15 protein-coding genes are annotated in these 12,637 nt (G+C 62.5%); 12 read left to right on the forward strand and 3 right to left on the reverse strand.

Going from position 1 to position 12,637, the window contains the following annotated elements:
- The first annotated feature begins 48 nt into the window (after positions 1-48).
- From RR_RS06165 to RR_RS06200, 10 genes are all read left to right on the forward strand, one after another.
- Positions 49-1,434: a response regulator gene (locus tag RR_RS06165; protein WP_011223050.1), complete on the forward strand. Its 1,386-nt coding sequence runs from the start codon at positions 49-51 to the stop codon at positions 1,432-1,434.
- A 36-nt stretch (positions 1,435-1,470) separates the two neighbouring features.
- Entirely contained in the window at positions 1,471-2,265 is a 795-nt protein-coding gene (locus RR_RS06170; protein WP_004962387.1) for an HAD-IIA family hydrolase, read from the forward strand.
- 66 nt (positions 2,266-2,331) lie between these two features.
- Positions 2,332-2,922 (forward strand): DJ-1/PfpI family protein, encoded by a 591-nt coding sequence (locus RR_RS06175; protein ID WP_004962389.1) that lies wholly within the window; start codon positions 2,332-2,334, stop codon positions 2,920-2,922.
- Between the two features lie 227 nt (positions 2,923-3,149).
- On the forward strand, positions 3,150-3,374 hold the full coding sequence (locus RR_RS06180) for a zinc ribbon domain-containing protein (protein ID WP_004962392.1): 225 nt from the start codon (positions 3,150-3,152) through the stop codon (positions 3,372-3,374).
- An 11-nt stretch (positions 3,375-3,385) separates the two neighbouring features.
- A complete protein-coding gene (locus RR_RS22305; RefSeq protein ID WP_004962397.1) occupies positions 3,386-3,547 on the forward strand; it encodes a hypothetical protein in 162 nt (53 codons plus the stop codon).
- 158 nt (positions 3,548-3,705) lie between these two features.
- Complete coding sequence (locus RR_RS06185; protein ID WP_004962398.1) at positions 3,706-3,954, forward strand: MTH865 family protein; 249 nt, start codon at positions 3,706-3,708, stop codon at positions 3,952-3,954.
- A gap of 128 nt (positions 3,955-4,082) precedes the next feature.
- Complete coding sequence (locus RR_RS22310) at positions 4,083-4,232, forward strand: hypothetical protein (RefSeq protein WP_004962400.1); 150 nt, start codon at positions 4,083-4,085, stop codon at positions 4,230-4,232.
- 80 nt (positions 4,233-4,312) lie between these two features.
- Positions 4,313-5,005 (forward strand): metal-dependent transcriptional regulator, encoded by a 693-nt coding sequence (locus RR_RS06190; protein WP_004962401.1) that lies wholly within the window; start codon positions 4,313-4,315, stop codon positions 5,003-5,005.
- Entirely contained in the window at positions 5,002-5,709 is a 708-nt protein-coding gene (locus RR_RS06195) for a TMEM165/GDT1 family protein (RefSeq protein ID WP_049938770.1), read from the forward strand. Before RR_RS06190 ends, RR_RS06195 begins: the two co-directional genes overlap by 4 nt.
- Before the next feature lie 60 nt (positions 5,710-5,769).
- Positions 5,770-6,168 carry a hypothetical protein gene (locus RR_RS06200; RefSeq protein WP_011223055.1) on the forward strand — a complete coding sequence of 133 codons (399 nt, stop codon included), beginning with the start codon at positions 5,770-5,772 and terminating at the stop codon, positions 6,166-6,168.
- A gap of 75 nt (positions 6,169-6,243) precedes the next feature.
- On the opposite strand, the gene RR_RS06205 is transcribed toward RR_RS06200, so the two are convergent.
- The 3 genes from RR_RS06205 to RR_RS06215 are packed head-to-tail and all read right to left on the reverse strand — an operon-like array spanning position 6,244 to position 9,106.
- Complete coding sequence (locus tag RR_RS06205; RefSeq protein WP_011223056.1) at positions 6,244-7,218, reverse strand: metal ABC transporter permease; 975 nt, start codon at positions 7,216-7,218, stop codon at positions 6,244-6,246.
- Positions 7,215-8,018 (reverse strand): metal ABC transporter ATP-binding protein, encoded by an 804-nt coding sequence (locus RR_RS06210; protein ID WP_011223057.1) that lies wholly within the window; start codon positions 8,016-8,018, stop codon positions 7,215-7,217. Before RR_RS06210 ends, RR_RS06205 begins: the two co-directional genes overlap by 4 nt.
- 2 nt (positions 8,019-8,020) lie before the next feature.
- On the reverse strand, positions 8,021-9,106 hold the full coding sequence (locus RR_RS06215) for a metal ABC transporter substrate-binding protein (RefSeq protein WP_007188011.1): 1,086 nt from the start codon (positions 9,104-9,106) through the stop codon (positions 8,021-8,023).
- A gap of 154 nt (positions 9,107-9,260) precedes the next feature.
- On the opposite strand from RR_RS06215, the gene RR_RS06220 reads away from it, so the two are divergent.
- On the forward strand, positions 9,261-9,851 hold the full coding sequence (locus RR_RS06220; protein WP_011223058.1) for a winged helix-turn-helix transcriptional regulator: 591 nt from the start codon (positions 9,261-9,263) through the stop codon (positions 9,849-9,851).
- A 129-nt stretch (positions 9,852-9,980) separates the two neighbouring features.
- The gene (locus tag RR_RS06225; protein ID WP_011223059.1) at positions 9,981-12,602 is read left to right on the forward strand and encodes a heavy metal translocating P-type ATPase; all 2,622 of its coding nucleotides are present in this window, start codon (positions 9,981-9,983) and stop codon (positions 12,600-12,602) included.
- The last annotated feature ends 35 nt before the right edge of the window (positions 12,603-12,637 follow it).

Genomic DNA, 12,637 nt, shown 5'->3' on the forward strand with positions numbered 1-12,637 from the left:
TATAAGTACGGACAGACCGTTGGGGGGGATAAGGACCTTGCCGCCCATATGACATCTGAAACTAATATACGGACGCTTGTTGTTGACGATAGCGATTTTTTCGCAGAGATGACCGCTGATACGCTCACGCAACAACACGACATTGAGTCCGTCGCTGCAAACAGCGCTGCGGAAGCGCTGGAACGGCTCGAGGGGGGCGGGTTCGACTGCGTCGTCAGTGACTACGAAATGCCCGAAATGGACGGGCTGGAGCTCCTTGAGGCGATCAGAGAGACAAACCCGTCTATCCCATTCATTCTCCTGACCGGGCGAGGAGACGAGGAGACAGCGAGCGCGGCTATCGCGGCGGGCGTCGCCGACTACCTCCTGAAACTCGAAGTCGTCGAAGACAAACAGTACGGTCGGCTGGCAAACCGGATCGAGAACGTCGTCTCACAGGAGCGAACCCGCAAGAAGTTCGAATCGCTTGTGTCGGACTCACCAGACGGTATTGTCCACCTGACGACTAACGGAACCATCCTCTCAGTGAACCCTTCGATGGCAGGCAGGCTGGGTGCTGACCCCGATACGCTCGTCGGCCAGCAACTGAGTGCGGTGATGGACAGCGAGGCGGCCAACCAGCGTCTCGAAGCCGGGAAAAGCGCGGTCGAAAACGGGACTGCGACACGCTCCGAGGACGCTGTCGGAGGCCGACATTACCACAACCAGTATATCCCTGTCGACAGCCATCGCAAGTCAGATACCTTCCAGCTGGTCTCACGCGATATCACTGAACGTGTCGAGCGTCAGCGCGAACTGGAGCGCCAGAACGACCGACTCGAGGAGTTCGCCAGCGTCGTCAGCCACGACTTGCGGAACCCGCTGAATGTCGCTCAGGGCGCGGTCGACTTGCTCGGGGAGCCCGCCGATAGCAAGGAGGCCGAACTGGTCGCCAAGATCGACCGGTCGCTGGACCGGATGGGCTGTATCATCGAGGACGTACTCACACTGGCGCGGCAAGGCCAGACCGTCAGTGATCCGCAGGAGACGGAGCTATCGACGCTGGCGTCGACCGCGTGGACCTGGATCGAGGCCGAACAGGCATCCATGTCGGTCGCGTCGAGCACGAAACTCGCCGCCGACAGTGGGCGTGCGCAGGACCTGCTGGCGAACCTGTTCCGGAACGCCATCGAACACAACGACGGCGACGTCGAAATCGAGATCGGATTACTGGAGTCCAACGACGGCTTCTACATCGCAGACAACGGCGAAGGTGTCGAAGGCGACGCCGAGGACGTGTTCGAGATGGGCTATTCCTCGACGAAGGACGGAACCGGGTTCGGCCTGGCTATCGTCGAACAGGTCGCTGAGGCCCACGGCTGGGAAGTGTCACTGACCGAGAGCGACAGCGGCGGGGCGCGTTTTGAGGTGTCGAGCGTCGAACTACACGACTGAGACGGACTTTTTACTGCCGGGTCCCCAGTAGTGGTAATGACAGTTGCGGGGGCTATCATCGACCTGGACGGAACGGTGTACCACGGAGACACGCTGTTGCCGGGCGCGGCGTCGGCAATTGATGTGTTCAGAGAGCGTGGCCTGGGAATCTGCTTTTTTTCGAACAACCCCATCCACGACGGAAGCGAGTACGTCGAGCGATTGCGTGGACTGGGTGTCGACGCCCGTGAGGGTGAGGCCTGTTCCTCTGGCGTCGTCACCCGCGAGTACCTCAACGGGTCCCATGCGGGTGACGACGTGTTCGTCATCGGGAGTGACCCGCTCCGCAGTATGGTCACGGGGACAGAGGCACGGCTGGTCGAGGACCCCGCTGAGACCGACGTGTTGCTGGCCTCCTGGACGGATGGCTTCCACTACCACGACATGGTTGACGCGCTCCGGGCCATCGACGAGGAAACCGTCTTCCTCGGGACTGACCCGGACCGGACGTTCCCCGGTGAGGACGGCGACCCGGTCCCCGGTTCCGGGGCGATAATCAACGCCGTTGCCGGCGTCATCGAGCGGGATCCGGACCGGATACTCGGCAAGCCATCGGAGATTGCCGTTCAGGCGGCGCTGGAACGGCTGGACTGTGCCCCAACAGAGTGTGTTATTATCGGCGACCGACTGGAGACAGACATCGCGATGGGCGAGCGGAACGGCATGACGACCGTTCTCGTCCGGACCGGCGTGTCCAACGAGCGGTCACTGGAACGGAGCGCCGTAACGCCCGACTACGTCATCGACTCGCTGGGAGACATCGAAGAAGTGCTGACGTCGCTCGACGTGTGACACAGAGCTGGTAATTCACCTGCGACTTTATTTTGACGGCGGCCGTACCTTGCAGTGGTGTTTCCAATGGGCAAAGACATCCTCATGATCGCCGGTGACTTCGTCGAAGACTACGAAATAATGGTGCCGTTTCAGGCACTACAGATGGTTGGCCACGAGGTCGACGCGGTGTGTCCCGACAAAGCGGCCGAGGAGACAGTCAAGACAGCGATACACGATTTCCGCGGCGACCAGACCTACATGGAGTCCCGCGGCCACGACTTCGTCCTGAACGCGACGATGGCCGACGTAAATCCCAGTGACTACGACGCACTCGTCGTTCCCGGCGGGCGTGCCCCCGAATATCTCCGGACGTACGACGAGGTGCTGGATGCAGTACAGCACTTCTTCGAGGAGGACAAGCCGGTCGCAGCGCTGTGTCACGGTCCGCAGATTCTCGCCGCCGCCGACGTGCTCGACGGCTACGAGATGACGTCGTACCCGGCCTGTCGCGCCGAGTGTGAGGCCGCCGGGTGTTCGTGGGTCGACGAAGTGGTCACCGACGGCAACCTCGTCACCGGGCAGGCCTGGCCCGACCATCCCGAGTGGCTCGCACAGTTCATGACGCTCCTTGGCGACGACGTGTCCCACGGCGAGCCGATTCCCGCTGACGACTGAGGCCACAGAAGTTTGGTGGGATTCATAACAAACAAATAACGTGGGCGTTTCCCTCCGTTGAGGCGGGTGGGAACTGGCATAGTGCACCATTACGTTCGCCCGCCTCGTTTTCAGCGCTTATAGAATATGATAGATACTAGTAACTGGTTGTGACGACTGGCAGGGAGCCACGGACGTGTCACAGTGGCACCAGATTTGTTATGCTGGGGAGAGAACAGTTGCGTGTAATGCCCTCCGACACACATTCCACTGATGACCGCGGCTGTCCGAAGTGTGGTCACACCGGCACTGACGTGGGTAGCATCTCGACCACGGGCGGCGGCCTCTCGAAGATGTTCGATATTCAGACCAACCAGTTTCAGGTCGTCACGTGTACAAACTGCGGCTACTCGGAGCTGTACCGTGACACCGGGTCTGGCGGGAGCGACCTGGCAGACATCTTCCTCGGCTAACGATGCCTGCCATGACCGGGCTGTTCCTCGTGGTCGTGTTGCTCGCGGTGGCCGCACCGCTGGCCCTGTACGCGCTGGTTCGAAGCGAGCACGACCAACGCGTCGAGACGGACCGTGAGACCGCCGAACGGCTTGCTCGGCGCGATACAGACGACGAAAGTCGCGTCCGGTGAGTACTCGGGATATCCCATCGACTGTAGGCGTGGGTTGTTCAGACATCGGGACTGTACCACGAGGGTCCAGAACGTCGCAGGCCTCGAATAAACTCCAAACAATGGGAAAGTGTACCGATGTCGAACCTTTTATCATAATACTCCCACAACGTCCGACCATGGTTGACAGAGAAGACCTCCGCTCACAGTTCGTTGAGGCGTTCGAGGAAGCAGACTACCCGATATCCAGTCCGATGGACCTCGTCCCGGCACTTCCGGGCGGTCCGTCGACGAAGTTCGAGTCCGGCGATTTCTCGATGACAGCGATGGAACTGAACACGAAGCTCAACGGGGAGTTCCCGTACGAGAGTGTCGACGACTTCGTCGACGACGTCATGGCTTCGCTCGAAGACCAGGACCTCATCTGACGGGCCACACTGGCTCTCGGCCGTTTTACCGGTTTCACGCGATAACTCGCGAGAGTCCCGGACGAACGAGTCGCTAGCCGTTCCGGCGTACCCTTGAGGTTTATCAGGGCAACGTCCCTAGTCAATGTATGGTCGGCTTGCCGGGGATTGAGACGCTTGTTCAGACGTTCGGACCGTTTCTCATCCCCGCAACGCTGTTCGTTCTGGGTGCCATCGGCTATCTGTTCCTGTGGCTGCTGACCCGGAACCGACGCGAAACGTACGCTGCCGACGAGTGACAGCGGGCAGCCAAATGTGGACGGCGCACAATGTTGTTGGAACCGCCAATCTTTTGGGTTAGATTCGTCTAATTTGGTGTATGCTGAGTGCCAAGATGGAGGATTATCTGAAGGCTATCTATCGCCTTGAGCGGGACGGCGACCCGCCGATTGCTCCGTCTACTATCGCCGAGATGCTGGACGTTACGGCACCGACGGTCACCAGTATGGTCGAGAAGCTGGCTGACCGCGGGCTGGTCGAACGCGAGAAGTACAAGGGCGTGCAGACAACGCCGGAAGGCGAGACGGTGGCGCTGGAGATTATCCGCCACCACCGCCTGCTTGAGACGTTTCTCACCGAGCAGTTGGGGTACGACTGGGCCGAGGTCCACGAGGAAGCGGAGGTGCTCGAACACCACATCAGCGAGGAGTTCGAGCGACGGGTCGCGGCAGTCCTCGACGAACCGGAGTTCGACCCCCACGGGGACCCGATTCCCAGCGACTCGCTGGACCCCATCGACGACGAGTCCGCGACGGCGCTGTCAGAACACGGCGAAGGGGGGCGACTTGAAGTTGCACGGGTCCGGGACCGTGACCCCGACGAACTCACGTATCTCTCCGACGCCGGCATCACGCCGGGGACCGTGCTGACTATCGAGGAGGTTGCACCCATCGGGATGGTGACAGTCCAGCTGGAGAGCGGGTCGTCGGTGTCGCTCCCGGACCACATCGCCGATGCGATTCAGGTCCGCGCACCGGATACGCAGGGCGAAGACGGAGTGAGCCAGGCGTGAGCGACGCGACGTGGCTGACAGTGGTCGCGATAGCGGCCGGTGCGCAGTTGGCGGTCCTCCCCGGAGAGAAAGTCCAGTTCATCATCGCCGGCCTGTCGACGCGGTTCAACCCCCTCCTCGTCGTCAGCGCGGCGGGGACGGCCTTCGCTGGCTGGACGGCGCTGGAGATATGGTTTGGCTCCGCAATCACGTCGCTATTGCCCGGCATCGTCCTCGAAAGCCTCACCGCCGGGATGTTCCTGCTGTTCGCGATACTACTGCTCCGCAGTGCCCCGGCAGCCGGCGCAGAGCAACAGGAGCCTGCGTCCGGCTTCACCACTGACGGCGGACAGCTAGACGTTCGCGTTCCCGTCGTCGACTGGCAAGTACCGAACAAGCTCGGCGGCTTCCTCCCAATCTTTGCGATGATGGCCTTCGGCGAGTTCGGCGACAAGACTCAGCTCATTACAATCACGCTCGCCGCCCAGTACAGCGCCCACGCCAGCGCTATCTGGACCGGTGAGATGCTCGCCATCATTCCGGTGAGCCTCGCCAATGCGCTGTTTTTCCACCGGTTCGCCCATCGGTTCAACCTGCGGAAAGCTCACTTCGTCGGCGCAGGGCTGTTCCTGTTTTTCGCCGCGGACTTCGCCCTGAGCGTGACGATGGGGGTCTCGCTGTGGGAAACGATGGTCTCATCCATCGCGGCGCAGGTGGGCGCCTGAGACGAACGGCTGATTTGAGCGACAGAAGACTTTTCCAGAACGGCTGAACAGTTCCGAGTAATGCCCTCCAGACGTAGCGTTCTCACAGCAGGAACACTCGTTGCACTCTCGGGCTGTGCAGCACTCAGTCCTGCGAGCGCTCGACTCGCTGGCGTACGGCTAACGAACACCGGTTCGGCGACACGTACGTTCGAATTCACGGTCACGGTCGACAGTGAGACGATGTACGAGGAGACACATACTGTGAGGGCCGCGGAGGACGGTGCAACCGTGGAGTTGGACGATACGCTGCCGGACAGACAGGGCAAGATAACGATAGCGACGGCCATCGCCGGGACCGATATTTCAGAGGAGACAACGTTTGATGATAACAACTGTTACGATGTCATTGTCGAGTACACCGCTGACAACGTCGTCCACTGGCAGAGCGGGCGCAGCGACTGTGACGCATTCCAGTGACTCGCTCATCGGCCAGCGTTTCGTCGCCAGCCGTGGCTCCCGGTTGCAATCATCAACTTCAGTCGAGAAAGTCGTTCAGTCCTGGCTGATAGTGTCGAGTTCTCGCGTTTCATCCGGCGCGCCTGTCTGTCGGACTTTCCCGGCAAAGACCGAGAGGACGTAGATTCCCACTGCGACGAGAACGATGACGCCGCCGGCTGTCGCACCGGCGTAGTACGAGATACCGATACCGAGCAGGACGGCCAGTTCAGCCAGTACAATCGAGACCAGCAGTGATTCCGAGAAGCTCCGGGACACCTGTGTCGCGCCGGCGACCGGGACGACCAGCATGGCCGCGACGAGGATGACGCCCATGATCTGCATCGCGCCGACGACGACGAGCGCCGTCAGCATCACCATAATCCGGTTGTACCAGGCGACCGGGAGCCCGGCGACGGCGGCGGCGGTCTCGTCGAACGTGACGTACAGCAACTGATTGCGGGTGAGCGCGACCGTCCCAACGATGACGCTGAACAGCCCGAGCATGATGACCGCATTCTCGGCGGACACCGTCGAGAGGTTGCCAAAGAGGTACTGATTGATACCGACGGCCAGACCGCCAGCGTTGAGACTGATGAGGACCGTCCCCAGCGCGAACCCCGTCGAGAGGACAATCGCCATCGACACGTCGTTGTAGGCGTCGGTCGCCTCGGAGATGAGTTCGATAAGCAACGCCGCGATGACAGCCACGACGACGGCGGTGAGATACGGCGAAACACTCAGTTCGAGGACGGCGTTGAGAAACAGCCCGACAGCGACGCCAGCGAAGGCTGTGTGGGCGAGTGCGTCCCCGATGAGGGCGAGCTGGCGGTGGACGAGAAAAGTCCCGATTAACGGTGCGATGACGCCGACACACAGCCCAACCAGTATCGCCCGGTACATGAACGTGTACTCTGGATTGATGAGGTCCAGTCCGGTCAGCTGGTAGAGTAGTGCCAGAAGCCAGTACCACACTTCGAGAATCGGGAGGAACGCCTCGTAGACGCCGCCAGCAGCGAACGCAAGCGTCATCGGTTACCTCCGGTCAGCGACTGCGCACCCGTCCCGAACGCTCTGGCCAGCGCCGCACTGTCGGTGAATTCTGCCGATGGCCCGTCGAAGTATATCTCGCGGTTCAGGCAGATAACGCGCTCCGCGTGTTCGATGACGGCCTGCAGGTCGTGTTCGATGAGCAGGACGGTGATGCCCTCGGCGTGGAGCGATTCGAGCAGTCCGTAGAAGGCGTCGACCGATTCGGTATCCACGCCGACGGTCGGTTCATCCAGAACGAGCAGGTCAGCCTCACCTGCGAGCGCCCGGGCGATGAACGCCCGCTGGCGCTGCCCGCCGGAGAGCTGGGTGATTCGCCGGTCGGCGAACCCCGACATCCCAACGGTATCGATGGCCCTGTCGACGATACGCCAATCGGCCGCGGAGAGACGCCCGAACCCGACGTGTGGGAACCGGCCCATCTTGACCACTTCGCGGACCGTTATGGGCATTTCCCGGCTCGTCCCGGCACGCTGTGCGACGTAGCCGACTCTGGCCCCGTCGTCGAACGCCGTCGCGTCGACGCCAAACAACTCCGCAGTTCCGCTATCCGGTTCCAGAAGCCCGAGCAGCAACTGCATGAGCGTCGACTTGCCGGAGCCGTTCGGGCCGACCACGGCGACGTACTCCCCGGCGTCGATACTGACACTGATGTCTTCAACGACGGGCGTAGACGTGTACCCGAACGACACGTCCGTGAGTTCGACGACAGCTGGCCTGTTCTCGCTCGATTCGGTCGTCGCTTCGTCGGCATCGTCTCGATGGTGTGAGCGCATGGTCATCCTTATTCGAAGTTCCGCCACTTCTCGCTCCAGCCGTCGGGGCCCGCGTCTGCAGGTGCCGTGTTGCCCAGAACGACCTCGAACGTCGGCATATTTATTTGGTAGGCGATTTCCTCGTACCCCCAGCCGTTTTCGACCCACTCCTCACGGACGCCAGCATACGGCGTCACGGGGTAGTAGGCTTCGACCGGTGTCTCGGCGAGGAGCTGCTTTGCAGGCTTGCGCGTCTCGAAGACACCGGCCCCGATGTACCGGATGTCATTGTCCTCGATGACCGCTTTCGCTTCGGTGATGTCCGAGGGCTTCACGTCACCGCTGGCAGCGAGGTTGACCACGAGCGGGCGCATCTCGACGCCGTAACGCGAGCCGATGTACTGGAAGGCGTTGTGCGCCGCGAGCTGGACCACGTTCCTGTCGGCCCGGTCGAAAATATCGGCGTAGTCCGCGTCGATGCGGTCGAGAACGTCCGCGTTGTACGTCTCGGCGTTGTCCCGGAGCGTATCTTCGGCGTCCGGTGCGAGCGCGACCAGCCCCTCGGTAATATTGTTGACCGACTGTTTCGCGCGTTGCGGGTCAAGCCAGAAGTGGGGGTCGCTGGCTCTGTTCTGTCCGACACCCTCTTCGTCGCGGTCGAGACTCGCCGCGAGCGATTCGAGTTCGATACCCTCACGGACGTTGATGAGTTCGGTATCGACGTTGTCGTCTTCGAGGGTCTGAATCGCGCGGTCGGCCCATGGCTGGAAGTCCGGGCCGACGTGAATGAACGCGTCCGCGTCGATGATATCTCGCGTGATCCCAGCGTCCGGTTCCCAGCCGTGGCCGTGCAGTCCGGTCGGGATGAGGTTCTTGACCGTTATCGGCGTCCCGCGGGCGACCTTTCGAGCAAAGTCATAGAAACTGAAAAACGACGCAACCGCGACCGGTCCGTCCGCACCACTGGCGCTGTCGCTGCTATTCGTTGCCGCTTCCGTCCCGCCGCCGGTCAGACAGCCGGCAAAGCCGGACGCAAGGACCCCCGCCCCGGCACTGAGTGCCTGCCTGCGGGTGACCCTACACGACTTATCGTCACAGGGTTGGTTAGTTTCCATGTGTTGCTTGCTATCGGGAAAGGGTATAATAGTTCTCCTCTAATTAGAGTATTAGACTAATCTAATAAAGCAGGTCACTCGTGGCTGAAATCTACTCGGTGTCACAGACACGAGCGGACACAACACATAAACCGGCGCTCGAAGTTGGTCCGATATGCCCGGACTCGACGACACGGACCACGAAATCCTCCGGTTGCTGCTCGAAGACGCCAGACGGCCCTACAGCGATATCGCCGAGCGAGTGGATCTCTCGGCCCCTGCGGTCTCCGACCGCGTCGACCGACTCGTCGAAATGGGACTGATACAGGGGTTTACTGTCGATGTCGACCGCTCGCTGTTACAGGCCGGCGTACCGTTCCTGATCGAGATAGATGCAAAGCCGGGTCGGGCCGCCGATATCGCCGAGTCGGTCAGCGACGCCGACACCATCGAGCGGGTCTATCGAACTGCCGGCGGCCGAGTCGTGCTCGCGGCGACCGTTCCTCAGGCCGACGCGAGCGAACTCCTCGCCGAACACGTCGACCTCGGCGACGTGGACCGCTATGAAGTGCGGATGATTGCGGACAGCGAATGGACCGCGGGGCTAGGTGCGGCGGAGTTCGCGCCCGACTGTGCGGAGTGTGGCAACACCGTCGATGAAGAAGGCGAGCAGCGCACACTCGACGGAGAGCGATACTACTTCTGCTGTGGGTCCTGTGCAGGGCGATTTGTCGACCAGTACAAGTCGCTGAAAGACAGTGCCTAAACTACGATAGTCCCTTTTGATTGCTGACTTTCCGGCGGTTGGAGTTTGGATACCAACCTAATAGTCTGCTTTGAGATTCGAATCAAAGGGACAAACCGCATGAATACGGGGGACGTACAATGAAACAAGATGAGTAACCGGACCACTCGGCTCGAACTGACGGGGATGAGCTGTGCCAACTGCGCGGGCACTATCGAGGAGTCGGTGGGCGAGCTGGACGGGGTCTCGTCCGTCGGTGCGAACTATGCCACCGACGGGGGGAGCGTCGAGTACGACCCTGACGTGGTGTCACTGGCTGATATCGTCGCCGCCGTCGAAGACGCTGGCTACGGTGTGGCGACGGAGACGGTGACCGTCGGCATCACCGACATGTCGTGTGCGAACTGTGCAGACGCCAACGAGGAGGCGCTGGAAGGGACCGCGGGCGTCATCGACGCCAGCGTGAACTACGCCACCGACGAGGCCCAGGTCACCTACAACCCGGCCGACGTGTCACGTGCGGACCTCTACAACGCTATCGAATCCGCCGGCTATACACCCGTAAGGGAGGACAGTGGGAGTGCAAACGGCGACGGCGACGATGGTGAGCAGTCCGGCGCTGACCGCCGTGCCGCCGCGCGCAACGAGGAGACGCGCAGACAGCTCCGGCTCACGCTGTTCGGAGCGGTGCTGTCGGCCCCGCTCTTGCTGTTCATGGCGGACCACCTGTTCTCGCTCGGCCTCGTCGGCGAGACGGTGCTGGGAGTGCCACAGGGCTGGGTTGCCTTCGCGCTGGCAACGCCGGTCCAGATACTGCTGGGCAAGCCGTTCTACGAGAATTCCTACAAGGCGCTGGTCAACAACGGGCGGGCGAACATGGACGTGCTCATCGCCCTGGGTTCCTCGACGGCGTACGTCTACTCAGTTGCCGCGCTGGCGGGTCTCATCGCGAGCACGGGGCTGTACTTCGACACGGCCGCGCTGATTCTCGTGTTTATCACGCTCGGGAACTACCTCGAAGCCCGCTCGAAGAGTCAGGCCGGGGCCGCCATCCAGCAACTCCTCGAGATGGAAGCCGACACGGCAACGGTCGTCCGCGAGGACGGCAGCGAGGAAGAGATTCCTATCGACGAGGTCGGGGTCGGCGACCGGCTGAAAGTCCGGCCCGGGGAGAAGATTCCGACGGACGGCGTCGTCGTTGACGGCGATTCGGCGGTCGACGAGTCGATGGTGACCGGCGAGTCGGTCCCGGTCGAGAAAGGCGAGGGCGACGAGGTCATCGGCTCGACGGTGAACCAGAATGGCGTCCTCAAAGTCGAGGCGACGAAAATCGGCTCGGAGACGGCTATCCAGCAGATAGCAGAGCGGGTCCGGCAGGCCCAGTCGCGCCAGCCGGACATCCAGAACGTCGCCGACCGTATCTCGGCGTACTTCGTCCCGGCGGTCATCGGCAACGCCGTCCTCTGGGCGGTGCTGTGGGCGGTCGCGCCGGAGACGCTGGCTGCAGTCGTCGACGCGCTCCCGCTGTGGGGGCTGGCTGCGGGCGGCCCGCCCGGCGTCGGCGTGAGCGAGTTCGCTATCGTCGTGTTCGCGTCTGCCGTCCTGATTGCCTGTCCCTGCGCGCTGGGGCTGGCGACACCCGCGGCGACGATGGTCGGGACGGCAATCGGCGCACGCAACGGCGTCCTGTTCAAGGGCGGGGACGTGCTCGAACGCGTCCACGAGGTCGACACCGTCGTCTTCGACAAGACAGGGACGCTGACGAAAGGCGAGATGGAACTCACGGATGTGGAGGTTGTCGGTCCTGCGACGGACGGCGGGGCGCTCAAGCCCGAGCGCGAACGGACCGAGGCGTTCGTCCTCGAAGTCGCCGCCAGCGCCGAACACGCCAGCGAACACCCGCTGGCTGAGGCCATTGTCGACGGCGCACGCGAGCGCGGTATCGAAGTCGATGATCCCGACGAATTCGAGAACGTTCCCGGACAGGGCGTGAAGGCGACGACGCGCCACGGTCGCGTCCTCGTCGGCAACCGGAAACTGCTGTCCGAGGCCGGCGTCGACACCGCGCCGGCGGAGGAGCGGATGGACGCGCTCGAACGCGAGGGCAAGACGGCGATGCTGGTCGCGCTGGCCGAAGATGCAGACGATGACGACAGCGACCCGGACTATCGGCTCATTGGCATCGTCGCCGACGCGGACACGGTCAAAGAATCGGCGAAGGCCGCCGTCAGTGGGCTGCGAGAGCGCGGGCTTGGCGTCTGGCTCATTACCGGCGACAACGGGCGGACTGCCCGCGCCGTCGCCGAGGAGGTCGGAATCGACCCCGACAACGTGATGGCCGACGTGCTGCCGGAGGACAAGGCCGACGCCGTCGACGACCTCCAGAGCGACGGCGGCCAGGCGATGATGGTCGGCGATGGCGTCAACGATGCGCCAGCGCTGGCGGCCGCGAGCGTCGGCTGTGCTATCGGTTCGGGGACCGACGTGGCAATCGAGGCCGGAGACGTGACACTGCTCCGGGACGACCCCGCCGACGTGATGAAGGCCATCCGGATCTCCGAGGCCACGCTCCAGAAGATCAAGCAGAACCTCTTCTGGGCACTCGGGTACAACACGGTGATGATTCCGCTGGCCTCGCTGGGACTCCTCCAGCCGGTGCTTGCCGCCGCGGCGATGGCCGCCTCGTCCGTGTCGGTGCTCGCAAACAGCCTCGCGTTCCGCCGGTACACACCTGATTCGGCGTACCGGCTGCTCGGGTCCCTCCGTCGCTGAGCCGTCTCCAGCAGACTCATTTGTCGCCGGGCCTC

This window comes from Haloarcula marismortui ATCC 43049, assembly GCF_000011085.1.
Lineage (GTDB): Archaea > Halobacteriota > Halobacteria > Halobacteriales > Haloarculaceae > Haloarcula > Haloarcula marismortui.

Bases quoted from the DNA above. Each gene is read 5' to 3' on its own strand.
- RR_RS06165 (WP_011223050.1), top strand. From the start codon at position 49: ATGACATCTGAAACTAATATACGGACGCTTGTTGTTGACGATAGCGAT.
- RR_RS06170 (WP_004962387.1), top strand. From the start codon at position 1,471: ATGACAGTTGCGGGGGCTATCATCGACCTGGACGGAACGGTGTACCAC.
- RR_RS06175 (WP_004962389.1), top strand. From the start codon at position 2,332: ATGGGCAAAGACATCCTCATGATCGCCGGTGACTTCGTCGAAGACTAC.
- RR_RS06180 (WP_004962392.1), top strand. From the start codon at position 3,150: ATGCCCTCCGACACACATTCCACTGATGACCGCGGCTGTCCGAAGTGT.
- RR_RS22305 (WP_004962397.1), top strand. From the start codon at position 3,386: ATGACCGGGCTGTTCCTCGTGGTCGTGTTGCTCGCGGTGGCCGCACCG.
- RR_RS06185 (WP_004962398.1), top strand. From the start codon at position 3,706: ATGGTTGACAGAGAAGACCTCCGCTCACAGTTCGTTGAGGCGTTCGAG.
- RR_RS22310 (WP_004962400.1), top strand. From the start codon at position 4,083: ATGGTCGGCTTGCCGGGGATTGAGACGCTTGTTCAGACGTTCGGACCG.
- RR_RS06190 (WP_004962401.1), top strand. From the start codon at position 4,313: ATGCTGAGTGCCAAGATGGAGGATTATCTGAAGGCTATCTATCGCCTT.
- RR_RS06200 (WP_011223055.1), top strand. From the start codon at position 5,770: ATGCCCTCCAGACGTAGCGTTCTCACAGCAGGAACACTCGTTGCACTC.
- RR_RS06205 (WP_011223056.1), bottom strand. From the start codon at position 7,218: ATGACGCTTGCGTTCGCTGCTGGCGGCGTCTACGAGGCGTTCCTCCCG.
- RR_RS06210 (WP_011223057.1), bottom strand. From the start codon at position 8,018: ATGACCATGCGCTCACACCATCGAGACGATGCCGACGAAGCGACGACC.
- RR_RS06215 (WP_007188011.1), bottom strand. From the start codon at position 9,106: ATGGAAACTAACCAACCCTGTGACGATAAGTCGTGTAGGGTCACCCGC.
- RR_RS06220 (WP_011223058.1), top strand. From the start codon at position 9,261: ATGCCCGGACTCGACGACACGGACCACGAAATCCTCCGGTTGCTGCTC.
- RR_RS06225 (WP_011223059.1), top strand. From the start codon at position 9,981: ATGAGTAACCGGACCACTCGGCTCGAACTGACGGGGATGAGCTGTGCC.